This window comes from Streptomyces sp. AC602_WCS936 (genome assembly GCF_019049125.1).
Taxonomy (GTDB): domain Bacteria; phylum Actinomycetota; class Actinomycetes; order Streptomycetales; family Streptomycetaceae; genus Streptomyces.
In genome coordinates, this window is the sequence record NZ_JAGMUF010000002.1 from 1 (window position 1) to 21,442 (window position 21,442).

The following is a 21,442-nucleotide window of genomic DNA, read 5'->3' on the forward strand; positions in this document are numbered from 1 at the left end:
AGAGGCCCTTCTTCCATGCCTGCCGACCGGCCAACTCACCCGAATCAGCATGCTGTTCGAACCCCGCCGACCACGCGAGCGGATAGCGAACAGCCAGTTAGGCAGCCACTTTGGGGCGAGCCTCTAAGATCATGGCCCCAACGTCGTGCTTTAACGGGCAGGTCCACAGACTGCCCGACGCGCCGGAAGCTTACGGGGCCATGATCACTCGCCCCAAAGCAGCTCCAGCCCAAAGCCGCTCCGCCGACCTTGTGGAATTCTCCAGAAGGAGTCTGCGACCTAACTTGTCCAACGTGGATCAGGTGTTTGCCCCTGCCTTGGGTAAGGGGGTCGGCGATTCCGTGCAGCCCCCAAAGATGAATTGCCGTTTTCGCTCACGATTACCCGACTCGTATCTCCCTCCTCGACGGTCCACCCGGTTGGCGGCATGACCGCTTCCGAAGTATTCAACACCCTTGCATTAGTGAGATCTATTCCAGCATGAAAGATTGGCGCACTCCCAGGGAAGGCGGGATTCACGAACCGGGCATCTGCGTAAAATACGGAGTCAGTAAACCACACCTGGCCCGCGAATTCTTCTCGCGCCAAGTAGAATTGACGATGAAATGCGCCCCCTCTGAAGTCCGCTATGTCTTCATATGCTGCATCATGTGAAAACAGGTGGCCGAAAAACTCTGCGCCGTCGAATGCGGCGTAGCCGTCGAATCTGGCGCGAGCGAAACCAGCCGTTCCATGGAAGGTTGCTCCAGAAAAGCGCGCCTGTCCAGTGAATCTGGCTCCCTCGAATTCAGGCTCGATAAAGTGGCATTCTGAAAAATCTACTTCGAGTAGTACGGCGGAGCGTAGATTCACGGTGACTCCCGGCCAGTACGAGGCGAGGACGTCTGTCGGAGCGGCTGCGCTCCGGTGGAGGCGGCTGCCGGGAGGGCTCTTGCGTAGATGCTTAGCCAAGATTTCTTGTGCGGCTCGCCGAACTTGCCACTCTTGCTGGGCCTCAGGATCCGGGTGTGGTGCCGCGGAGTCGTCCCGAGTGGGCTCAGGTGGAGTATAGGGCATTCGGAGGTAAGCACAAATTACTTCAACAACTACCTGGCGATGCTCCGCATTTTGCTGAGCCAATCGCTCAAGAGAGTAAAGGCCGCCGAGTCGAACGGTCGCTTTTTCGTGCCCCAGTTGATCTACTGCCTGACTATAGAGTTCCGTCACTCTGCGTTCAGTCGCGTCATGCATGGCGGCATCGGCCACTACTTCGGCGTGTGCCTGAACTCGCTCTGCGCGCTCGCTAGCGATCTCGTCCAAGCGCTGACGCCGGTAGGCGGTGACCAATGCGACCAGGGCGCCCACGCCAGCGACTGTGGCGAATACGAGCTTCAAGAGTTCCAGCTGTGCGGCTGTGTCTAGCGGCTTTGGGTTTGCCTTAGGGGGTGAGCCCAAAAACCAAGAGATAAAAAGCCAACTGCAAGCCAGCAGTGCCGCAGAGGCGATTAGGGAAACTATCAGCGCTCGACGAATAGACCAAAGCCCCAGGGTGCGATGGGCATCTCTAGGGACAGGACTCGAAGTGAGGGGTGATCCAGACACGGTAGAGAGCGTGCCAGAGATCTTGCGGTTGGGTGGTGTCGAGCGTCGGATCGGCCAGCTTGACTTCTGCCAAGACGCCGCCCGGGCCTCTCCATCGAGAGTGCCCGTGCCTTCCTGCTGCGCCCGAACGACCGGGAACCAGGGCGCCAGACGAACAGCCAGTGATTGCCACAGCTCAGCCTCTGGGCCGTCGCTGGGCCGTCCGAGGCCGACCAACGCTGACAGTCGGCGCCAGCGGATGACCCGCTCTGACCTGGGCTCCCTGAGTTGATCTGCGGCACTGGGAGGGTTACGCCTGCACCCGGAGAACTGAGCTGAGGTGCGCTGATCCCGTGCTCCGGGTGAGTGTCTAACTGCGTGACAACGCCGGCGAACAGCGGCGGACAACCGCGGACGTCTACGGACCGGCAGCGCGAGTGAACGCTGCACCGGCCCAAGGCGGCACCACTCTCCAAGTTGCTTCGGGACGAAGAGGTCGTGGCCTTCTGGCCGGTGGAAGCCGAGGGCGGATCCTGGGCCGTCCCGGCCGTCCACGGTCACCCGACACTGGCCGGCAACGACAGCAGCCCACGGCATCTGAACTGGTCAGAGCCGTGGGCTTCTTCAGCCACGCTGGTCAGCGGAGCCGGTGATCAGTAGACGGGCTTCTGAGCACTGACAGGAGGGCCACCTCAGGGACGCCGCCTTGACCGTGCCCTTTAGGACTGGAGTTCGCTCACCGCCAGGAGGTGACTGCGGCTGGTTGCCACGCGGACCACGTCTCGTAGGGCTCGGGTCACTTCAGTCAACATGAGCCGCAGGTCATCGCGTCCAGCGTCCTGGTCGCCGAGGACTCCCGCGGCCATCTCCAGAAGATCGGTTGCCATCCCGAGCTGTACCGCTTCGATGTTGTCCGCCAGGCGGGACATGTAGCCGCCGCTGTCATCGGTGCTCAGGTAGCAGGGCTTGCCGTCCGGCCCCGACCACGGGAGGAGTCGCAGTTCGTTCTGCGGCGTCATCTGTGCGCCTGCCTTTCTTCAATCACGTGGTGGGTACTGAAGACGGCGTCGACGCGATCCCCAGGGAACACGAGTAGTGCCGCCTCAACGACTCGCCCGGTGCTGTCTGCCGCAACGCGAGTGATCGCAAGGACGGCCAAGGCTGTGTTGATCCGCAGGGTCGACGCCTCATCCGGCGTAGGGAGTCGGGCGCACACCGTCTCGTGCACCTCGGCCGGCGGCGGATCCGGCACAGAAAAGCTGGCTTCCGCCCACTCCCTTGACGGCCGGTCGCCGAGCGCTGTGGTCGGTGTCAGGTCTCGCGGTACGTAGACGCGGGCCAGGCTATGTGGGGACTCCCCCTCATAGCTGAGTAGGAGGAATTCGGTCAGTGGGCTTCCGTCATCCACCTTGAGAAGCGCTGTCAGGTGGCCCAGCGCTGGGAGTGCCGTAGTGCGGACTGTCACACGGAGGTCCACGTCTGCGGCGGTCCGAGGATCCAGCGTGCCCCACCCGCCGACGTAGGTGACCTTGCGCAGCGGGCGGCGGACGAAGTTGCCCTTGCCATGGATCTTTTCGACGAGGCCTTCTCCCTGGAGAACAGCGAGGGCGCTTCGCAGTGTGGCCGTGCTGACCTTGTACCGGTCGGCCAAGGCGGACTCAGACGGGAGCCGTTCACCGGGTCCGATGCGGCCGGTCGTGATCTGGCGTCTCAGGTCGTCAGCGACGACGAGGCGGCGAGACGTCATGGACTGCGTCACCGCCTTCTCGTCATCCGCACGGCGACGAGCCGGGTCCGCCCGTTTATGGTCAGCAGCTCTCCCGACTCGAACAGGAGTTGCTTCGCCCCCTGGGGCAGCTGGAAGAGGTCGCTCACCCGGCATGCACGACCGCCGACTTGGATGATGTCGCCCCGTAGAACGGTGGCCGCCGTGATCTCGACGTTGGATGCCAGCGCACACCCAGGGGCCCAGTGGCTCACCGCTTCACCGCCGGTCGCGTGGAGTGGTCCGGCGCGGGGTGGCAGGGGCAGGCGCACGTCTCGTAGATCACCGGCAGGTCGACCGGCGCAAGGGATGGCGACGCTTCCGTACAGATTGCGTGAGTGCCGACCCGGCAAGCGGTCGACCGGTAGGCAGCAGCCGCGGCTTCCGAAACGTGAAGGCGTTGACGAGGGGGCATCAGCGAGCACCTGCCAGGGCCGAGAACGCCTCAGCCGACAGTCGCGGCGCCACGACCACCGAGCGCTGGCGTGCACGCTGCCGCTCCCAGGCCAACACGTACGGACGGACGAGCACGTTGTCCTCGCCCAGGAGCAGGTGAAGGCGGTCAGCGGTGTCCGGCATCCAGTCCGGGACGGCCGGTGGTTCCACGGCGAGCGCGGGAGGCGTCGCCACGGCCGCCCGGGACGGCGTTAAGGCGCGGCGATGCCTGCCCTTGGGGAAGTACCGCGCTCTGGCGAGCGAGACGGCACGGCGGATACGGTTGAGCACGCTGTTCAGCTCCTATCGCTGATGGCTCGGTCCCCCGACATCGCCCGTCGTGGGGGCCGCTTTGCGTACGACCGCCCAAAGGGTGCGGCCGTTCAAGCTGGTGGCGTGGAGCCCGAATCGATCGGCCTCCGCCAGGACTTCCAGGACCTCCCGCCATGACTCGGCGGAGAGCGATTCCGGTACCTCCGCCTCGACCGACGTGCACCGGTCGTGCTCCTCCACGCGTGTGGTGAGCCCGACCGCCGATAACCGGGCGGCGATGGCCTCCGCGCTCACTCGCGAAGCGGGCACAGGGAAGCCTCCGTCACTCGGCGATCACTTTGAGTGAAGCTAGTTAACTAGATTAGAGCTAGTGGACTAGATTTTCCATATGCCTGAGCAGCCGCCCTATCTCCGCATCGCCGACGAGCTACGGCAGCGGATCGCGGAGCATGTGTGGGAACCGGGGGACCGGCTTCCCTCCCGCGCGCAGATCGGCCAGGAGTGCGGCGTAGGCGAGAACGTCGTCCGCAGGGCTCAGGAGCTGCTGATCTCCCAAGGCGTATTGGAGGGCCGAGCCGGTTCGGGCACCTACGTCGCCGAGCCCCGGCAGCGCGTACGTGTGGTGCGGTCGTCGGCGCGCGAGCAGCCCGAAGGGTCGCCGTTCCGGGCGGACATGAAGGCCGTCGGCAGGCAGGGCGACTGGGAGAGCAGGACCGACGCCAAGGTGCCGGCCCCGGCGGAAATCGCCGCCCGACTCGGGATCGCCGAGGGCGAGCTGTGTATCCGAACCGCGTACGAGTTCCTGGCCGACGGCAGGCCCGTGCAGCTCTCGACCAGTTGGGAGCCGTACGACCTCACCGCCGGCACTCTCGTCGTCCTCCCCGAGGGAGGGCCGCACGCCGGGGCGGGCGTCGTGAACCGCATGGCGGCGATCGGCATCACGGTCAGCCACGCCGTGGAGCAGCCGGAGCCGAGGCAGGCGACCGCCGAGGAGGCGTCGCTACTCGGCATCCAGAAGGCCGCACTGGTCACACACATCCGACGGACGTACTACAGCGACGACGGTAGGCCCGTCGAAACGGCGGACATCGTGGTGCCCGCGGCTCACTGCGAGATCGTCTACGAGATCCCGATCAACCGCTAGCCCGGCCTAGGGTTCGCCGTATGGCCGACGACGCCCAGCTCTGTCCCGAGTGCGGCCAGCCACTGAAGTCCGGCGGTCTCGTGCTGTCCAGGCGAGACGACGACGGCCGGAGGGCCTGCCGCTCTCTGTGGCGATGCATCGACCGGCATACCTGGTGGCAGTGGGCGGATCGGCCGGAGGAGGCATTGGAGGTCTGCCCAGTTCCGGAGCTGTGTCGCTGACATCCAACGCTGACATCAACGAGGCCGGACGGCGGCATACGGCAGCACCCCTGGACGACCGCCGGACCAGCCGCCGACGGCCCCGGGGACGGGTGTAGATCGAACTCCTAAAGCGGGTGTCGCAGGTTCGAATCCTGCCGGGGGCACAGCACTAAGGGCCGGTTCAGGGGCTTGATCCCCTCGAACTGGCCCTTTGCCGTGATCGCAGCCATGCCACACACGTGCCGCAAGGTCCGCCAAGGGAGCTACCGAGTCCGTCCAGAGCCGCATAGCGCCCGGCTGCCCGCCTGCCAGGGGCCTGCCGGGGGCACTACCGTTCGCCGTGGTGGGCGACCGTGATGAGGGGGTCGGGGCCAGGGGTCTCGAGTTCGTCGATCACGGCGGCGGCCAGGTCCTCGGCGCTGATCCAGGACTGGCCGTCGGCCCCGACGAGCAAGGTGTCGGTGCCGCGCCGGTAGCGGCCGGTTCGTACGCCGGGTTCCAGCAGGGCCGGTGGGCTCAGGTAGACGTAGTCGGCATCGGCGTGGGACTGGCAGGTTCGCAGCTGAGCGATTCCGGCGGCGGCGACGGCCTTGATGTCGGCAGGTACGTACGCCGGGTTGTCGGCGACCAGCAGCTCGGGAGCGCCGGGGCTGCGCAACGCACCGGCGCCGCCGACCACGAGGACGCGGACCCCGAGCTGGGCTGCGATGTCCAGCACCTTACGGGTGGTGCCGACCAGGAACTCCTCGTCGACCGGTACGGTCCGCACGGTCAGTACGACGGCGTCCGACGCGCCGTGGGAGGCGCAGCCCGCGAGCGCCTCGCGTACGGCGTGCGAGTCGTTCGCGTCGACCGCGACCGGCGTCACGTTCGGGTTGCCCGCATTCTCACCCGCGGGCTTGCGGGACAGGGCGATTACCTGGTGTCCGCGTGCACTGGCCTCGTTGATCACCCGGCTGCCGACCATCCCGGTGGCGCCCAGTACGGCGATCGTCATGCCTGTCTTCATCGGATCCGTCCTTCTCGTGCGGGGTGGTCAGGCCGTCCGGTCTTCCAGGACCGCGTTTCGGGGGATTGAGCTGCGCCGCGAGCAACGCGGCCAGGGCGAGGACGAAGCCGAGGGTCTGCGACGCGCTCAGTGACTCGCCCAGCGCGACGCCGATGACGGTCGCGACGAGCGGGGACAGCAGCACCAGCGGTGCGGACGCGCCGACCGACAGCTTTCCGATGCCGCGGAACCACAGCGTGGACGCGATCAGTCCGCCCACGCTGCCGAGCCACAGGTATCCGCCGGCGGCTCCGGCGTCGATGCGCGGCGGCGCCCCCTCGGCCGCGAGCGTGAGGGGCAGCAACAGCAGTCCGCCCGCCGCCAGTTGCCAACCGGTCAAGGCCAGTGGACCGACCCCCGCGGGAAGGCCCCAACGCTTGGTGAGGACGATCCCGGCGGCCATGGTGGCCGTACCGCCGAGACCGGCGAGGACGCCGACGGCGTCCAGCCGGGCCTGCGGCCCCAGTACGACGAGTCCGACGCCGACCACGCCGAGCACGCCCCAGGTCAGTCGCCAGGCCGTCGGCCGGACGCGGAGCAGGACGACGGCCAACCCCGCGACGATCAGCGGCTGGGTGGCGCCGAGGGTGGCGGCGACACCGCCGGGGAGCCGTTCGGCCGCGACGAACAAGAGGGGGTACAGGGCACCGATGTTGAGCGCGCCGAGGACGGTGGCCTTCCACCACCAGTCCCCGCGCGGGAGCACTCGGGTGAGCGCCAGCGCGAGCAGCCCGCCGGGCAGGGCGCGGAGCATCCCGGCGAACAGCGGATGCCCGGGCGGAAGCAGTTCCGTGGTGACCACGTACGTGGTGCCCCAGGATGCGGGAGCGAGTGCGGTCAGTGCGACGGTGGCCAACTGTGGCGCGTACGGGATCCGCGGCGGGCCAAGGGCCCGCTCGGTCGAGGTATCCATGTGATGAAGTCTCAGGACCGGACTCGCCATGAGTCCAACACATGCTTGTCATCGCAACCATGAATCAGAACGATGACTGTGTGGATCTCCAGCAGATGCGTTACGTCGTCGCCGTCGCCGAAACCCGCAACTTCACCCGCGCCGCGGAGCGCTGCTTCGTGGTGCAGTCGTCACTGAGCCACCGGATCGCCGGCCTGGAGCGGGAGCTCGGGGTCAAGCTGTTCGCACGGTCCAGCAGGCGCGTCGAACTGACGCCTGCGGGAACCGCGTTCGTCGCCGGCGCGCGCGAGTGTCTGGCCGCCGCCGACCGCGCGGCCGCCGATGCCGCGGCCGCGACCGGCACGGTACGCGGCCGGCTCGCCGTCGGAGTGATCGTGACGACGGCCGCCGTCGACGTACCCGAGCTGCTGCAGCGGTACCGGGCCCGGCATCCGGAGGCCCGCGTCGCCCTGCGCTCCGGACGCAGCGATGAACTGGCGGCTGCGGTCCGGAGCGGCGACCTGGACATCGCCTTCCTCGGCGTGCCGGAGAGCGAACCGCCTTTCGGTGTGGAGACCGTTGTCCTCGGTCACGACCAACACGTGCTGGTGGTGCCGACCGGGCACTGGGTGACGGGCGTTTCCCGGGTCACGCTGCAGGAGATCGCCGAAGAGACGTTCGTGGACTTCGTGAGCGGGACGCCCGCCCGGGCCCAGTCCGACCAGGCGTTCGCCGCCGCGGGCCTGATGCGCGACGTCGCCTACGAGGCCGGCGTCGTGGAGCTCATCACCCAGCTGATCGCGCGCGGGCTCGGCATCGCGCTGCTGCCGTCGGCGTTCATCCGACCGCGGGCCGCTGACAACCCCGACCTGGTGCTGGTCCCGGTGGTCGACGGACCGCGTCGGACCGAGTACCTGGTGTGGAGCCGCTTCAACCCCAGCCCGGCCACCCGGGCGATGCTCGACGTCCTCGGAGTGGGAGCACCGTCGGCAGTGTCCTAGGCGTCGTTCTCGGGCCGGGATGCTCGGGCACTGTCCGGGGGGCCGGGTGGCCCCGCCGGGGTCGTGCCGTCCTGTGGGGCCACCCGGCCCCCCGGGTGCCGCAGTGCGCAGAAGTAGCCGATGGCCAGGGCTATGGCCATGCCGTAGAAGATCCACTGGTTGGCCTCGGCGAAGTCCATGCGGATGGCGGGCATGGCCTCCCGCATCGTCGTCTCCAGGGTGCCGTCGCCGCTGGGGGTGCGGGTGTCCGCGTTGCCGGTGATCGCCTGGGTCACGTCGCGGGCGACGGAGTGGTCCGTGCCCGGGGGGACGCCGCGGGTGCTGAGGGTTTCGGTGACCCGGTCGGTCATGGTGTGGGTGAGGACGGTGCCGAAGACGGCCAGGCCCACGCTCGCCGCGTAGTTGCGGACGGTCTGGGTGATGCCCGTGACCTCGCCGTAGGACGCGTCGATCGAGCGGTTGACCGCGTCCGTCGAGGCCGGGGCCAGGATGAAGCCGATGCCCGCGCCGGCCAGTGCGGCGTAGGGCCACTGGTCGTGCATGGAGAGGTCGGTGAGTTTGCCCGCCCAGAGGGCGAAGCCCGCGGCGCCCAGTGCGCAGCCGATCTTCATCGCCGGGCGGGCGCCGCGTTTGTCCAGGATGCGGCCGCCCCACTGGGAGGCGATCGCGAAGCCGGCGAAGAAGTAGAGGAGGTAGAGGGCGGCCTGGTTGGGGGACGCGCTCAGGGAGACCTGGGCGTAGACCGAGGCGAAGAAGAAGACCGGGACGAAGGCCAGCATCGCGAAGAAGAGGACGAGTGTGTCGGTGGTGAAGCCGCGGTCGCGGAAGACGGACAGGTTGATCAGGGGGTGGGCGGGGGTTCGGAGTTCGTAGCGGGTGAAGGCGTAGAGGAGGGCCAGGCCGCCGGCTATGCAGGCCCAGGTCGCCGCGCTGTCCCAGCCCCACGCCGACGCCTGCTGGAAGCCGAGGACGCTCAGGCCCATGCCGGCGACGATCAGCAGGGCGCCCCGCACGTCCAGGGTCTCCTCGCGGCGGCGGCCGGGGACGTGGGCCAGAGCCGTGAGGATCAGGGCGATGATCGCCACGGGGACGTTGACCCAGAAGATCGCCCGCCAGGTCCAGGCCGTCAGCCAGCCGCCGAGCAGGGGACCTACGGCGGTGAGGGCGCCGGTGACGCCGAAGAAGAGGGCGAGGGCGCGTCCACGGCGCTCGACGGGGAACACCGCCACGACCACGGCGAGTGCGGCCGGGAAGAGCAGGGCGGCGCCCAGACCCTGGGTGGCGCGGAAGACGATGAGCCAGGTGAGGGCATAGTCGCCGGCCGGTACGCAGCCGCACAGTACCGAGGAGATGACGAAGATCAGGGTGCCCGCGACGACCACGCGGCGTGGGCCCCACAGGTCGGCCAGGCGGCCGCCGAGGGCGAAGAAGGCGGCCAGGGCCAGCAGGTAGGCGTTGATCACCCACTGCATGCCCGTGGTGGAGAGGCCGAGTTCGGAGACGATGTCGGGCGCCGCGATCGACACGATGGTCTGGTCGATGAAGGTCATCGCCACCGCGAACATCATGGCCGCGAGTGCCAGCGGCTGGGAGGCGGCGCGGGCCGAACCGGGGGCCGGCTCACCCCGTTTGGTGCGCATTTCGCTCACTCAGTCAGTCTGCGTCCGTCCGGGTGGCGTCGCATCCGGAGGCACCCTCGGGGCCGGGTCGTCACGCCCCGTGGGCGGTCGCACGTTTGTGGTAATTCCGCGTCGATTGGGCGAGTATGCCGGGAGTAAAGTTGCTGCCGATGAATGAGATTCGGGAAGTCTCCGCAGCCGTAAGGGAGTTCGCCGTCAGCGGCCGGGGCTCCGGCCCCTACGCCCTCGCCGAAGGGCCGGACGGCGCCCTCTGGTTCACCCTCGTCCACCAGGGCGCCGTCGCCCGCCGCGACCCGGGCGACGGGAGCGTCACCGTCCACCCGGTCGGGGCCGGACCGACCCTCGTCGCGGCGGGTCCGGACGGGGCCATGTGGTTCACCGAGTACCGGGCGCACCGCATCGGACGGATCGCGCCCGACGGCTCCTGCTCCTCCTTCACGCCGGTGACGCCGGCGGGCGGACCGTTCGGGATCGCGGCCGGGCCGGACGGGGCGATGTGGTTCACGCTCACCGCCGCCGACCGGGTCGGCCGCCTCACCATGGACGGCGAGGTCACCGAGTACCCGTCCCCCGGCGCCTTTCCGTCCGCGATCACGGCGGGCCCGGACGGGGCCCTGTGGATGACCCTCAACCAGCACGACGCGATCGGACGGATCACCACCGACGGCACCCGCACCGTCCATTCCCTGCCGACCGGAGGCGCGGCGCCAGTCGGCATCGCGGCGGGGCCGGACGGCGCGCTGTGGTTCACGGAGATCGGGGCCGGGCGGATCGGCCGGATCACCGTGGCCGGTGAGATCACCGAGTACCCGCTGCCCGACCCGGCGTGCCGGCCCCACGCCGTCGTCGCCGGGCCCGACGGGGCGATGTGGTTCACCGAGTGGGGCAGCGGCCGGGTCGGGCGGATCACCGTCGAGGGGGTCGTCACCTCGTACGCCCTGTCCCGCTCCGACAGCGAACCGCACGGCATCGCCCCGCACGACGGCGCCCTGTGGTGCGCCCTGGAATCCGGCTCCCTGGCCAGGATCGAGGTCAGCGCCTGACCCACCGGTCCGAGACCCACCGGTCCGAGACCCACCGGCCCGAGACCCACCGGTCCGTTCAGCCGGCCGGATCGGCAGCGGCCGCGACGGCGGCGGCCGGTCCGGCGCCGGCGTGGCCCTGGTAGCGCAGCAACAGCATCGCGGCGTCGTCGTGGTGCGGTCCGGCCGCGTGCCGGACCAGGTCCTCGCGCAGGGCGTCCAGCGCGCGGTGGACGTCGGCATCCTTGAGGAGGTGGGCGCGCTCGGCGAGCGGGTAGAAGCCGCCCTCCTCGTCCCGGGCCTCCGTGACACCGTCGGTGTAGAGGAGCAGCTGGTCGCCGGGGACGAAGGGCACCGGGAAGGGGTCCGGGCCGGGGCCGCCGTGGGCGGACAGGCCCAGCGGGAGGGCGTAGGCGGGCGGCTCCGGGAAGTCGGCGGTGCCGTCGGGGTGGACGACCATCGGGGCCGGGTGGCCGTAGTTGAGGAGGACGACCTGGTGGTCGTGGCCGATCTCGGCGAGGATCGCGGTCACGAACTTCTCGTCCTCCAGCTCCCGGGCGACGCTGCGCTCCAGCCGCTCGCCGAGCTTGACCAGGTCCTTCTCGTCGTACGCCGCCTCCCGGAAGGCGCCGAGGACCCGCGCCGCCGTCTCCACCGCGGCCAGACCCTTGCCCTGCACGTCGCCCACGATCACCCGGACGCCGTGCGGCGAGGCCACCACCTCGTACAGGTCACCGCCGATACGGGCCTCGGCGAGCGCCGAGGTGTACGAGACGGCCGCGTGCAGCGGGCCCGCGGTCAGCGGCACCGGGCGCAGCAGCACCCGCTGCGCCGCCTCCGCGATCGACCGGACGCTGGCCAGCTCCGCCTCCCGGCGCGAACGCGCCACGGCCGCCGCGATGCCGACGCCGGTGACGCCGGCCACCGACACCATGGCGGTGTAGCCACGAGGCTGGTCGAAGAGCCCGTTGTAGAGGCCGAGGCCCAGGCAGAGCAGCAGCGCGGCCAGCCCGATCACCGCCGTGCGCCGCCAGCCGCCGACCAGCCCGGCGAACGCCGGCCCCAGCGACACCAGCGGCAGCAGCCCCACGTCCGGACCGGCCGTGAGGTCGACTACGGCGACCACGGTCATGGCCGCCACGGGCATCCAGGCCAGCATCGTGGAACTGGACGGCGACTTCTTCACGGTCATGACTACTCCGGTGTCGCAGCGCTCAAGAGCCGCCCTCTCCTGTTCTCAGGCGTCCCTCCCCAGTCTCTTAGCCTATGCAAGGGTCTGATCGCGCAGGAGTCACCGGGCGGTCCTTAACCCAATCGAGGCCGAGCGGCCTGACGGGCCCGGCGGTCACGCCGCTTCCGGCACCCGCCTCGGCAGCAGCCCGCCGTCCGCCCCCGCGTCCCGGCGGCTCACCACCGTGAGCGTGAGGGTCACCGCGAGGGAGACGAGGGCCGTCGCCGTCATCGCCGTCGCCGGGGAGGTGAACTGGGCCACCGTGCCCGCCAGGGCCGCGGCGAGGCCCTGCGCCGTGAGCATCCCGGCCGAGTGGAGGCCGAGGGCGTGGCCGGTCAGCTCGTCCGGGGTGAGGGCGACCAGGCGCTCCTGCTGCACCAGGCTCGCGCCGAAGCCGACGGAGGCCAGGGCGACCAGTACGGCCGTCACCGGCAGCGGCGGGCGCAGGAAGAGGGCGAGGTACGGGGCGGCCAGCAGCACCAGCAGGGGGACGCCGAGGCGCGGGCGCAGCCGGGGCGGCAGCAGGCGGCCGACGGTCACGTCCCCGGCGAGCATGCCCAGCGCGGCGCAGGCGAACAGCGTGCCCGCGGCGCGGGGGTCGTAGGAGACGTACAGGGACTCGCAGCCGACGACGAGGCCGCCCGGGATCCACAGGGCCAGGTAGACGTGGCGGCGGGGGCGGGCGGACCACAGCCGGGCGTTGGCGCGCCAGGTGGCGGCCACGGAGGGGCGGCCGGCGGCGCGGGGCGGGCGGCGGGTCAGCAGGAGCGCGAGCGCGGCCGCCGCTCCGTAGAGGCCGGCCGCGAGCAGCAGGCACAGGCGCGGCGACAGCACGGTCACCAGGACTCCGCCGGCCGCGTAGCCGGCGATCTGCGTGACGCCGTTCATCATGTTGAAGAGCGAGCGTCCCGCCAGGTACCCGTCCTTGGTGAGGATCTCGTTCAGCAGGCCCCAGCGGACCCCGCCGCCGAGGGAGGCGATCAGGCCCTCGACGAGGACGACGGCGAGCATCGCCCAGATGGGCAGGCCGGGCAGCGCGAGCGCCGCGGTGGCCGCGGCGAAGGCCAGCGAGAGGCCCGCCAGCGTCGCCCGCGGGGGCAGCCGGTCCGCGCCGGAGAGGAAGAACGTGGCCCCCAGCACCTGGGCGAGCGCCGGGCCGAACATGCTCAGCGCCGACAGCAGCGGCGAGCCCGTCGCCCGGAACACGAGCGTGCCGAGCGCCAGGCCGCTCACCGTCTGGGCGGCGACGTTGGCGGAGGAGGAGAGGAAGAGGGGGCTGAACTCGGGCGTTCGGAAGAGGTCCGTGTAGCTCTTGCGGGGCGTGTCCGGCATGCGGGGAGTCTGGGGCGGGGCGCGGGACGGCCGTTAACGTTTCGCGCGGAGGCGAAACATCAGGAACGGAACAGGGAACGGAACGGGGGCCGCATGGGCTGGTGGCAGGTCAACGCCGACACGCTCGCCCGCAGCCGTTTCGTCGTCTCGCCGCTCGCCGAGACCTTCGCGTGCCTGAAACTGCTGCACGCCGGTGCGGCCGCGCACCCCGGTGAACGGGCCTGGCTCGGCACCCACCTGCCCGCGCACCGGCGCCGACTGGCGGACGACCCGGTGACCGGGCTGCTCGTCCGCTCGGGCGTCGGCCGGGAATGGATCGCCGACTTCCTCACCCCCACCCCGGCCGAGGGCGAGAGTTTCGAGGAGGGCGTCGCCCGCGTCCGGGCGACCCGTCCCGAACGGGCCCGCGCCGACCTGGCCGTCTCCCTCGGGGGCCCGCTGCCCGCCGCCCTGGACCGCGACGACCTGCCCGAGCGGGCCGCCGCGCTGCTTGAGGACGTCTGGGCCGAGGCGGTACGGCCGTACTGGGACCGGCGCCGCCGGGTCCTGGAGGCCGATGTGGTCGCGCGGACCGCGCAGGTGAGCCGGGGCGGCTGGGCGGCCGTGCTGGACGCCCTGCGGCCCGGCACCCGCTGGCTGGGCGACAGCCGGCTCCAGATCAACCCGAACCCCTACCCGCCCCGCGACGTGTCCGGCGCCGAGCTGGTCCTCGTACCGGTCACTCCGCAGCGGCACGGCTGGGTGGCGTGGGAGGAACCGGAGCGGTACGCGGTGGTCTACCCGTGCGCGGGTGCCCTCGCGGACGACGGTGCCCGGCACGTGCCGGCCGCGCTCGGCGCGCTGCTCGGACCGGCCCGCGCGGGCGTCCTGACGCTGCTCGGCTCGCCCATGAGCACCAGCCAGCTGGTCGGCCTGACCGGGCAGGGGCTCGGTTCGGTCGGGCGGCACCTGCGGGTGCTGCTGGACGCGGGGCTGGTGCGGCGACGGCGGGCGGGACGGTCGGTGCTGTACTCGCGGACGGCTGCAGGGGAGGTGCTCGTCGAGTCGAGCGGACCGCGGGCGGGCGGGGCACGGGACATGTTGCGGGGCTAGCATCCGCCCATGACGACCTCACAGAACGCGCGTGACAACGACAGTCTTCCCCTCGACGTCGAGATCGGTGCCCTCCAGGGCGGGTCCGCGGACCTCTCCCAGTACGCGGGCCGGGTGGTACTGGTGGTCAACGTGGCCTCCAAGTGCGGGCTCACTCCGCAGTACTCGGGCCTGGAGCGGCTGCACGAGCGGTACGCGGAGCAGGGGTTCACGGTGCTCGGCGTGCCGTGCAACCAGTTCATGGGGCAGGAGCCGGGCAGCGCCGACGAGATCGCCGAGTTCTGTTCGGCGACGTACGGCGTCACCTTCCCCATGACGGAGAAGGCGGAGGTCAACGGGGAGGGCCGGCATCCGCTGTACGACCGGCTGACGGGCTTCGCGGACGCCGAGGGGCACAGCGGGGACATCCGCTGGAACTTCGAGAAGTTCCTGATCGGTCGGGACGGCAAGGTCGCCGCCCGGTTCGCGCCGCAGACCGAGCCGGAGGCGGCCGAGGTCGTGGCGGCCGTGGAGGAGCGACTGGCGGGTTGACCTTGCCCCTGGGGCAGGCCCGAGCGTCTCCGTCGCCGGGCGGAACGGACCGCCCGGTGACGGAGGATGACGGCGTGGACGACGAACACGACGACGGGTTGCTGACCATCGGGGCGTTCGCCGCGCGGGCCCGGCTGTCGGCCAAGGCTCTTCGGCTGTACGACCGTATGGGCCTGCTGGTGCCCGACCACGTGGACGAGGTCACCGGCTACCGCTACTACCGACCCGGGCAGGTCGAACGCGCCCGGCTCGTGGCCCTGCTGCGCCAACTGGACATGCCGCTGGCGAAGGTCGCGGAGGTGGTGCGCGCGGACGGGCCGGGCGGCGCCGAACTGCTCGACGCCTACTGGTCCGGGGTCGAGGCCCGGGTGGCCGGGCAGCGGACGCTCGCCGACTACCTCCGTGGACGCCTTTCTGGAAGGAGTTCCGGGATGAACGGGAAGTTCGTGGTCGAGACGGTGGACGTGCCCGGGCAGGTGGTGATCAGCGAGACCCGGCACACGCTGGCGGACGAGCTGCCGGCCTGGATCGGCGCGTCGCTGGGGCGGCTGGAGGAGGCGGCGCGGAGCTGCGGGGGCGTGACGGCGGCGCCGTTCGTCGTGTACCACTCCGAGGTGTCGGAGGAGAGCGACGGTCCGGCCGAGTCGTGCGTGCCGGTCGCCGACGAGGCGGCGGCCCGGGCGTGGTGCGAGGAGCGGGGGCGGGCCTGGCAGACACGGGTGCGGGTGGAGCCGGCCCAGCGGCTGGCCTGCACCCGGATCACCAAGGCTCAGGTGGCCCATCCGCAGATCCTGGCCGCGTTCGAGGCGGTGGAGGAGTGGATCGCGGCCCAGGGGCTGACGGTGGCGGGGCCGTGCCGTGAGGTGTACTTCGCCGACTGGGAGGCGGCGGGCCCCGGGGACCCGGTGTGCGACATCGCGTTCCCCGTGAGCTGAGCCGAACTGAACAGAGCCCTCTCGGCAAGGTCGGCGAACTGGTCGAGAGGGCTCCGTCGGCGGTACTGCCGGGTGGCGCGTGGAGCCGTTACTCCTTGACCGAGGTCACGAAGGCGTTCCACGCGTCGGCGGGGAAGGCCAGCGTCGGCCCCCCGGGGACCTTGGAGTCACGGACGGCGAGTGCCGCCACGACCGGCGACTTGACCTCGACGCACGCGCCGTTTCCTCCGGAGTAGGAGGACTTGGTCCACGATTCCTGGGCGCCCTGGAGAATTGCCATGTCTGCTCCGATGGTGAGTCGCTGAGTGTGGTTCACGCCAATGACGCTTGATCTTTGGCGTGATCGACGCTACTCGCTGACCTCGCCGTACGGAGCAGCCATTCACCCGACCGGGTGGCATATTCCAGGTGACTCTTCCTGTACTGCGCACCAGGGCTGTAACATCCGCCACCGCGTCAGCGGGCGTACTCCTTCGCCACATCCTCGATGCGCCGCCGGGACTCGTCCACGTTGAGGGCCTGCGCCCGCAAGTGCTCGTACATCACCGTGTACTTCTGCACGTCCGGGGCCTTCTCCAGGTACAGGTCGCTGGTGACGCCCTCGATGTAGACGACGCTGGAATCGGCGGTGTCGGCGAACTCCAGGATCGAGTACTGACCGTTGATGCCGGGGTGCCCCCCGACGTCGAACGGCAGCACCTGCACGGTGATGTGCGGCAGCTGCGACATCTCGGCGACGTGCTCCAGCTGCTCGCGCATCACCTGCTTGCTGCCCACCACCCGGCGCAGGCTGGCCTCGTCGAGGACCACCCACAGCCGCAGCGGGTTGGTCTCCGCCGTGATGCGCTCCTGACGCCGTATCCGGACCTGTACGCGTTTCTCCACGTCGGCGACCGGCGTCTCGGGCAGGGCGCCCTGGATCAGCGCCTCGGCGTAGGACCGGGTCTGCAGCAGACCGGTGATGATCTGGGGTTCGTAGGTCCGCAGCGACTCGGCGTCGGTCTCCAGGCCGATGTAGACGCTGTACGGGATGTCGCCGAAGGCGTGCCACCAGCCCTGCTGGCGGGAGTCCTTCGCCATCTCCATCAGCGAGTCGACCATCCGCTGGTCCTCGACCTCGTACACCCCGCACAGGTCGCGGACGTCGCGCTGGCTGATGCTGCGCCGGCCGTTCTCCAGACGGCTGATCTTCGACTGCGAGACCAGCAGCCGCTCCGCCACCTCCTCTGCCGTCATGCCCTTGAGCTCACGGAGCCGGCGCAGCTCCTGGCCCAGCCGGCGCCGCCTGACGGTGGGATTGACATTGGACGCCACGGGACGTGCACCTCCGGCTGCGTGACTCATACCTGCCACTTTGCGTATCTGCTGCTGAGCAGACTGCCACCAAGGTGCTTTCCACCGCTGGGAAACGGTCGATATGCGCCGCGTACACGCCAGTTCGGGGCGCCACCCGCACACCTGGCCGCCACATGGCCGCGCGGGCCATGGTGCCGTGGCGTGGTTGCGCCGGAACACCGCGGGCGGGTTCCGGGGCCGTCCTGGCGCCCGGCCCCGCGGCCTGGCGGCCGGCCGGTGCCGGACTGCGGCGTGGCTGGGCCGCCGCGCCGTTCTGGACGTCCATCACCGCGTGCGCCACCAGGCCGCCCATGGGGTCGTGCCTGATGAGGTCCCGCAGCCGGGACCGTGACGAGCGACCTTCGTTGCCCGGGTAGAGGTGCTTGCCGAGACCGACCGCGTGGGCCAGCGCGGCGAGCGCCGCGGTCCGCGGGTCCGGCGGTACGCCGGTGCGGATCGCCGAGTCCAGCCGGGCCTTGATCTCCCTGCTGATCGCCGTGTCCGTCGCCTGGTAGCGAGTCGTCGGCAGCACCCCGCACATCTGGCCCTCCACGGCATGCACCATGCCGCATCGCTCCAGATGCGAGAGGTAGGTCTGGCGCAGCCCCAGGCGGGGTCCGCCAATCCAGTTGACCGCCCGTACGGGAGCGCCGCGCCTTCGCAGCAACTCCAACGCGCAGTCCAGTGTTGGATCTCCTGTCGGCCGTGGGGCCACCACGGCGATACGATCCCCGTCTGGGGCTATACGTCCGGCCAGCGCCAGCTCCACCAGCTGCGCTCCGGCCAGACCGAGGTCGAGCGACTGCGGCTGCGCGGTGGTACCCGTGGTCGGGTCCAACGCCAGCAGCAGAAGCTCCTCCGGAAGTGTTCTGCGGCTCCTGCCCATCCATGCCTCCCCGCGTGGATGACAGACAGGGTGACCCCTCTCACATTGGTCTGTCGAGGGTGCGTGACCGCTTCGTAGTGGAACCAGTAGGTATGTCGTTCTCGTCTACCGCGTGGGTTCCACCCGTACACAGGACACTGGTACATGGTTTCGGTACGGGTTCGGTAGCGCACACGAGGCGTGCGGCGCATGGAGGAGGCATCGGTGGCGGGCGAGTCCCCCGACAGGTCGAAGCAGCACGAGTCGTCGGAAGAACCGACGTCGGGGAGCGCGGGTCCGGTTCCCGAAGCCAGGACCGGGGCGAGCGAGACGCGTGATCCGCGGCTGTCGGTGGCGCGGGAGGCCGCGAAGCCTTCGGCGTCCGCCGGGTCCGGGAAGTCGCGCGGCGGGGTCGACACGGCCACCCGGGTGCTGTCGGTCCGCGACGCGCAGGCCGAGGACGCGGAAGCCGACGCCGACGCCGACGCGGAGAGCGCCGGGTCCTCCACCGCGTCCGAGGACTCCGACGCCGCCGAGGACGCACCCGCAGGCCCCGCCGCGAGCGACGGACGGCTGAGGGACGCCGTCGCGGCGTGGGTGGCGACCGCCGAGGAGCGGGCCGCCGCGAACGCGCGGCGCGAGGACGCGGAGGACGACGCGGAGGACGACGCGGAGAGCGACGCCGGGGACACGCCGGGCGCGGGGGCCGCAGGGGGCGTCAGGCCTGACGCCGGGACGGCCACGGACACCGACGAGGCCCCGGACGGGTCCGGTGGCACGGCTGCGGACGCCGACGCCCCCCGGGACACCGGCGCGCTCGCCACCACCGGGCAGGAGACCGACGGCGAGAACGGCGCGCCCGGCGACGGCAAGACCCCCGCAGGCGGGCGGGACACCGCCGCCACGGACGCCGACGAGGCACAGGACGGTGGCGCGGCTGCGGACGCCGGCGCACTCGTCACCGCCGGGCAGGAGAGCGGCGCGCCCGGCGACGGCAAGACCCCCGCGGGCGGGCGGAGCACCGCCGCCACGGACGACGACGAGTCCGGTGGCACGGTCGCGGACGCCGACGCGGACGCCGAGGGGCCGCAGGACGGGGCGAAGCCCTCGGCCGGCCACGGTGCCACGGCGGACGACGAGCCGGCCCCCGAGGACGACGCGGACCGCCCCGTCGGCGGGAGCGCGAAGGCGTCGCGGGACGCGGAGAGCCGCACGGACGAGCGCGCCGACTCTGACACCGACGGCGAGACGCCCGCAGGCGAGCGCACCGGCGCGGTCGCCGGCGGGGAGCCCGGCGGCGGCTCTGACGCGCCCCGTGACGGCAAGAAGCCCTCGGACGGCGAGGGTGGGGCGGGCAGCGACGGCCCCCGGGGCTCGGACGCTGACGGGGACAGCGGCACCGGCAAGGAGGCCGGTGGTGATCAGCCCACCGCCGTTTTCAAGGCGCTGCGGCCCTCCGCGCCCGAGGTCGACCAGCCGACGACCATGCTGAAGCTGGGCGACGCCGCCGCGCCGAGGAAGCCCGACGGGAGCGCCGAGAGCGACGCCGAGCGGACCAGCAAGTTCGTGGCGCTCCGGCAGTCGGACGACCCGGCGACCCGCAAGCCCCCGCAGAAGGCACCGGCCGCGCCCCCCGAGGCGCCGCGAGCCCCCCGTACCGGAACCACCACCGCCGTACCGCACGTCGGGCCCGAGCGGACCACCCAGCAGCCGCTGCCGCCGAAGCCGCCGCTGGACCTGCTGGCGGAGCTGACGAACACGCCGCCGCCACCGGAGACCCCGCTGCGCACGACGGTGCGCCGGGTCAAGATCTGGACGCCGCTGGTCCTGCTCCTGGTGGTCGTCCTCGGCGTGGTGCAGTCCATGCGCGCGCTGCCCGCGCCGGAGCTGGACCTCACGGCGCAGGAGAGCTTCACGTTCGAGGGCGGCAAGCCCGAGATCCCGTGGCCGTCCAGCGGGCAGGCGGCGCTGGACGTGCAGGGCATCGGCACCTTCGGCTCGTCCGGCGAGCAGAAGCCCGTGCCGATCGCGAGTGTCGCCAAGGTCATGACGGCGTACGTCATCCTGCGCGACCACCCGCTCAAGAGCGGCGCCGAAGGCCCGATGATCGAGATCGATCAGGCGGCCGAGGACCAGTCGGACGCCGGAGACGAGTCGACCGTGCAGGTGTACGCGGGCGACAAGATCTCCCAGCGCGAGGCCCTGGACGCCATCCTCATCGCGTCCGCGAACAACGTGGCGCGGCTGCTCGCCCGCTGGGACGCGGGGTCGGAGAAGGCGTTCGTGGAGAAGATGAACGCCGCCGCGAAGGACCTCGGCATGACCAACACCACGTACACCGACCCGTCCGGCCTGAACAACACGACGGTGAGCACGGCCGTGGACCAGGTGAAGCTGGCCAAGGCGGCGATGGAGTCGGTCGCCTTCCGCGAGGTGGCCCAGAAGATGTCGTACGACGACTACAAGGGCGTGAACCACTCCAACTGGAACCAGCTGGTCGGTCACAACGGCGTCGTCGGCATCAAGACGGGCACCACCACCTCCGCGCTCGGCAACCTCGTCTTCGCGGCGAAGAAGGAGGTCGGCGGCGAGACCCGGACCATCGTCGGGGCCGTGGTGCGCCAGCCGGCGACCGCGGACAAGGGCATCCTCGCCGCCGCGCTCGACTCCAGCGACAAGCTGATCCGGGCCGCGCAGGACGTCCTGGAGTCGTCGACGATCCTGAAGAAGGGGGACGTCGTCGGCTACGTCGACGACGGTCTCGGCGGCCGGACGCCGGTCGTCGCCACCGAGGACGTCAAGGCCGTCGGCTGGCCGGGCCTGACGGTGAAGCTGACGTTCGAGGCGGACGAGGTGCCGCACACGGCCGCCGCCGGCACGAAGGTCGGCACCCTGACCGTGGGCGACGGCGGCGCGGCGGGCGCGGTGAAGGTTCCCGTCGCCCTCCAGAAGGATCTCGTGGAGCCCGCCTTCACGGACAAGCTGACCCGGCTGGGCTGACGGCCCGCCCACCCGGGCCGTACCGATGTGACGCCCCCCGCGGCCGCCCGGCCGCGGGGGCGTTCGCTTTCCACAGGGGAACGAGCGACGGTGCGGGCCTGCGTGCTAGCGTCACGAAACGGGGCAGGTCGCCGGTCG

Annotated in this window: 21 protein-coding genes and 1 pseudogene; 8 read left to right on the top strand and 14 right to left on the bottom strand. The window is 70.8% G+C overall.

Annotation, left to right across the window (positions count from 1 at the left end; genetic code table 11):
* Positions 1-279 precede the first annotated feature (279 nt).
* The gene (locus KUM03_RS39150) at positions 280-1,056 is read right to left on the bottom strand and encodes a pentapeptide repeat-containing protein (protein ID WP_374225241.1); all 777 of its coding nucleotides are present in this window, start codon (positions 1,054-1,056) and stop codon (positions 280-282) included.
* A gap of 39 nt (positions 1,057-1,095) precedes the next feature.
* Between KUM03_RS39150 and KUM03_RS00700 the strand changes: the two genes are divergently transcribed.
* Complete coding sequence (locus tag KUM03_RS00700) at positions 1,096-1,401, top strand: hypothetical protein (RefSeq protein ID WP_217244847.1); 306 nt, start codon at positions 1,096-1,098, stop codon at positions 1,399-1,401.
* An 878-nt stretch (positions 1,402-2,279) separates the two neighbouring features.
* Here the strand turns inward: KUM03_RS00700 and KUM03_RS00705 are convergent.
* The 5 genes from KUM03_RS00705 to KUM03_RS38045 all read right to left on the bottom strand — a co-directional run bounded on the left by KUM03_RS00705 (position 2,280) and on the right by KUM03_RS38045 (position 4,342).
* On the bottom strand, positions 2,280-2,579 hold the full coding sequence (locus KUM03_RS00705; RefSeq protein WP_217244848.1) for a hypothetical protein: 300 nt from the start codon (positions 2,577-2,579) through the stop codon (positions 2,280-2,282).
* Entirely contained in the window at positions 2,576-3,307 is a 732-nt protein-coding gene (locus KUM03_RS00710) for a GntR family transcriptional regulator (RefSeq protein ID WP_217244890.1), read from the bottom strand. Before KUM03_RS00710 ends, KUM03_RS00705 begins: the two co-directional genes overlap by 4 nt.
* Before the next feature lie 8 nt (positions 3,308-3,315).
* A complete protein-coding gene (locus tag KUM03_RS38040; RefSeq protein ID WP_308406217.1) occupies positions 3,316-3,540 on the bottom strand; it encodes a hypothetical protein in 225 nt (74 codons plus the stop codon).
* Between the two features lie 199 nt (positions 3,541-3,739).
* Positions 3,740-4,051 carry a hypothetical protein gene (locus tag KUM03_RS00715; RefSeq protein ID WP_217244849.1) on the bottom strand — a complete coding sequence of 104 codons (312 nt, stop codon included), beginning with the start codon at positions 4,049-4,051 and terminating at the stop codon, positions 3,740-3,742.
* A 12-nt stretch (positions 4,052-4,063) separates the two neighbouring features.
* The gene (locus KUM03_RS38045; protein ID WP_224291030.1) at positions 4,064-4,342 is read right to left on the bottom strand and encodes a hypothetical protein; all 279 of its coding nucleotides are present in this window, start codon (positions 4,340-4,342) and stop codon (positions 4,064-4,066) included.
* Positions 4,343-4,421: 79 nt separating this feature from the next.
* Here KUM03_RS38045 and KUM03_RS00720 point away from each other — a divergent pair, with 79 nt between their 5' ends.
* Positions 4,422-5,177: a GntR family transcriptional regulator gene (locus KUM03_RS00720; protein ID WP_217244850.1), complete on the top strand. Its 756-nt coding sequence runs from the start codon at positions 4,422-4,424 to the stop codon at positions 5,175-5,177.
* Positions 5,178-5,708: 531 nt separating this feature from the next.
* On the opposite strand, the gene KUM03_RS00725 is transcribed toward KUM03_RS00720, so the two are convergent.
* Positions 5,709-6,377, bottom strand: coding sequence for an NAD(P)-dependent oxidoreductase (locus tag KUM03_RS00725; RefSeq protein ID WP_217244851.1), 669 nt, complete (start codon positions 6,375-6,377; stop codon positions 5,709-5,711).
* Complete coding sequence (locus KUM03_RS00730; RefSeq protein ID WP_254398623.1) at positions 6,268-7,341, bottom strand: EamA family transporter; 1,074 nt, start codon at positions 7,339-7,341, stop codon at positions 6,268-6,270. Before KUM03_RS00730 ends, KUM03_RS00725 begins: the two co-directional genes overlap by 110 nt.
* 80 nt (positions 7,342-7,421) lie before the next feature.
* On the opposite strand from KUM03_RS00730, the gene KUM03_RS00735 reads away from it, so the two are divergent.
* A complete protein-coding gene (locus KUM03_RS00735) occupies positions 7,422-8,321 on the top strand; it encodes a LysR family transcriptional regulator (RefSeq protein ID WP_217244891.1) in 900 nt (299 codons plus the stop codon).
* Here KUM03_RS00735 and KUM03_RS00740 read toward each other — a convergent pair.
* Positions 8,318-9,961 (bottom strand): MFS transporter, encoded by a 1,644-nt coding sequence (locus KUM03_RS00740; RefSeq protein WP_217244892.1) that lies wholly within the window; start codon positions 9,959-9,961, stop codon positions 8,318-8,320. The two genes, KUM03_RS00735 and KUM03_RS00740, sit on opposite strands and share 4 nt — an antisense overlap.
* Positions 9,962-10,110: 149 nt before the next feature.
* Here KUM03_RS00740 and KUM03_RS00745 point away from each other — a divergent pair, with 149 nt between their 5' ends.
* Positions 10,111-11,004: a virginiamycin B lyase gene (locus tag KUM03_RS00745; RefSeq protein WP_217244852.1), complete on the top strand. Its 894-nt coding sequence runs from the start codon at positions 10,111-10,113 to the stop codon at positions 11,002-11,004.
* A 58-nt stretch (positions 11,005-11,062) separates the two neighbouring features.
* On the opposite strand, the gene KUM03_RS00750 is transcribed toward KUM03_RS00745, so the two are convergent.
* Positions 11,063-12,175, bottom strand: a complete 1,113-nt coding sequence (locus KUM03_RS00750; RefSeq protein WP_217244853.1) for a PP2C family protein-serine/threonine phosphatase — start codon at positions 12,173-12,175, stop codon at positions 11,063-11,065.
* A gap of 153 nt (positions 12,176-12,328) precedes the next feature.
* On the bottom strand, positions 12,329-13,546 hold the full coding sequence (locus KUM03_RS00755; RefSeq protein ID WP_217244854.1) for an MFS transporter: 1,218 nt from the start codon (positions 13,544-13,546) through the stop codon (positions 12,329-12,331).
* 93 nt (positions 13,547-13,639) lie between these two features.
* Between KUM03_RS00755 and KUM03_RS00760 the strand changes: the two genes are divergently transcribed.
* The 3 genes from KUM03_RS00760 (at position 13,640) to KUM03_RS00770 (ending at position 16,104) form a co-directional block, all read left to right on the top strand.
* Positions 13,640-14,638 (top strand): helix-turn-helix transcriptional regulator, encoded by a 999-nt coding sequence (locus KUM03_RS00760; RefSeq protein ID WP_217244855.1) that lies wholly within the window; start codon positions 13,640-13,642, stop codon positions 14,636-14,638.
* A 9-nt stretch (positions 14,639-14,647) separates the two neighbouring features.
* Complete coding sequence (locus KUM03_RS00765; protein ID WP_254398625.1) at positions 14,648-15,169, top strand: glutathione peroxidase; 522 nt, start codon at positions 14,648-14,650, stop codon at positions 15,167-15,169.
* Positions 15,170-15,243: 74 nt separating this feature from the next.
* Positions 15,244-16,104: a MerR family transcriptional regulator gene (locus KUM03_RS00770; RefSeq protein ID WP_308406218.1), complete on the top strand. Its 861-nt coding sequence runs from the start codon at positions 15,244-15,246 to the stop codon at positions 16,102-16,104.
* 88 nt (positions 16,105-16,192) lie between these two features.
* Here KUM03_RS00770 and KUM03_RS00775 read toward each other — a convergent pair whose 3' ends face one another.
* The 3 genes and pseudogenes from KUM03_RS00775 to KUM03_RS00785 all read right to left on the bottom strand — a co-directional run.
* On the bottom strand, positions 16,193-16,384 hold the full coding sequence (locus KUM03_RS00775) for a DUF397 domain-containing protein (protein WP_217244857.1): 192 nt from the start codon (positions 16,382-16,384) through the stop codon (positions 16,193-16,195).
* 176 nt (positions 16,385-16,560) lie between these two features.
* The gene (locus KUM03_RS00780; protein ID WP_217244858.1) at positions 16,561-17,418 is read right to left on the bottom strand and encodes a helix-turn-helix transcriptional regulator; all 858 of its coding nucleotides are present in this window, start codon (positions 17,416-17,418) and stop codon (positions 16,561-16,563) included.
* Between the two features lie 160 nt (positions 17,419-17,578).
* Positions 17,579-18,325: pseudogene (locus tag KUM03_RS00785) on the bottom strand (GPP34 family phosphoprotein); the annotation flags it as partial.
* A gap of 189 nt (positions 18,326-18,514) precedes the next feature.
* On the opposite strand from KUM03_RS00785, the gene KUM03_RS00790 reads away from it, so the two are divergent.
* A complete protein-coding gene (locus KUM03_RS00790; RefSeq protein WP_254398627.1) occupies positions 18,515-21,304 on the top strand; it encodes a D-alanyl-D-alanine carboxypeptidase in 2,790 nt (929 codons plus the stop codon).
* Positions 21,305-21,442: the final 138 nt, after the last annotated feature.

What these genes read in the sequence shown, in the direction of transcription:
- KUM03_RS39150 (WP_374225241.1), bottom strand. Translation starts at nt 1,056, where the DNA reads ATGCCCTATACTCCACCTGAGCCCACTCGGGACGACTCCGCGGCACCA.
- KUM03_RS00700 (WP_217244847.1), top strand. Translation starts at nt 1,096, where the DNA reads ATGCTCCGCATTTTGCTGAGCCAATCGCTCAAGAGAGTAAAGGCCGCC.
- KUM03_RS00705 (WP_217244848.1), bottom strand. Translation starts at nt 2,579, where the DNA reads ATGACGCCGCAGAACGAACTGCGACTCCTCCCGTGGTCGGGGCCGGAC.
- KUM03_RS00710 (WP_217244890.1), bottom strand. Translation starts at nt 3,307, where the DNA reads ATGACGTCTCGCCGCCTCGTCGTCGCTGACGACCTGAGACGCCAGATC.
- KUM03_RS00720 (WP_217244850.1), top strand. Translation starts at nt 4,422, where the DNA reads ATGCCTGAGCAGCCGCCCTATCTCCGCATCGCCGACGAGCTACGGCAG.
- KUM03_RS00725 (WP_217244851.1), bottom strand. Translation starts at nt 6,377, where the DNA reads ATGACGATCGCCGTACTGGGCGCCACCGGGATGGTCGGCAGCCGGGTG.
- KUM03_RS00730 (WP_254398623.1), bottom strand. Translation starts at nt 7,341, where the DNA reads ATGGATACCTCGACCGAGCGGGCCCTTGGCCCGCCGCGGATCCCGTAC.
- KUM03_RS00740 (WP_217244892.1), bottom strand. Translation starts at nt 9,961, where the DNA reads ATGCGCACCAAACGGGGTGAGCCGGCCCCCGGTTCGGCCCGCGCCGCC.
- KUM03_RS00745 (WP_217244852.1), top strand. Translation starts at nt 10,111, where the DNA reads ATGAATGAGATTCGGGAAGTCTCCGCAGCCGTAAGGGAGTTCGCCGTC.
- KUM03_RS00750 (WP_217244853.1), bottom strand. Translation starts at nt 12,175, where the DNA reads ATGACCGTGAAGAAGTCGCCGTCCAGTTCCACGATGCTGGCCTGGATG.
- KUM03_RS00755 (WP_217244854.1), bottom strand. Translation starts at nt 13,546, where the DNA reads ATGCCGGACACGCCCCGCAAGAGCTACACGGACCTCTTCCGAACGCCC.
- KUM03_RS00760 (WP_217244855.1), top strand. Translation starts at nt 13,640, where the DNA reads ATGGGCTGGTGGCAGGTCAACGCCGACACGCTCGCCCGCAGCCGTTTC.
- KUM03_RS00765 (WP_254398625.1), top strand. Translation starts at nt 14,648, where the DNA reads ATGACGACCTCACAGAACGCGCGTGACAACGACAGTCTTCCCCTCGAC.
- KUM03_RS00775 (WP_217244857.1), bottom strand. Translation starts at nt 16,384, where the DNA reads ATGGCAATTCTCCAGGGCGCCCAGGAATCGTGGACCAAGTCCTCCTAC.
- KUM03_RS00790 (WP_254398627.1), top strand. Translation starts at nt 18,515, where the DNA reads ATGGAGGAGGCATCGGTGGCGGGCGAGTCCCCCGACAGGTCGAAGCAG.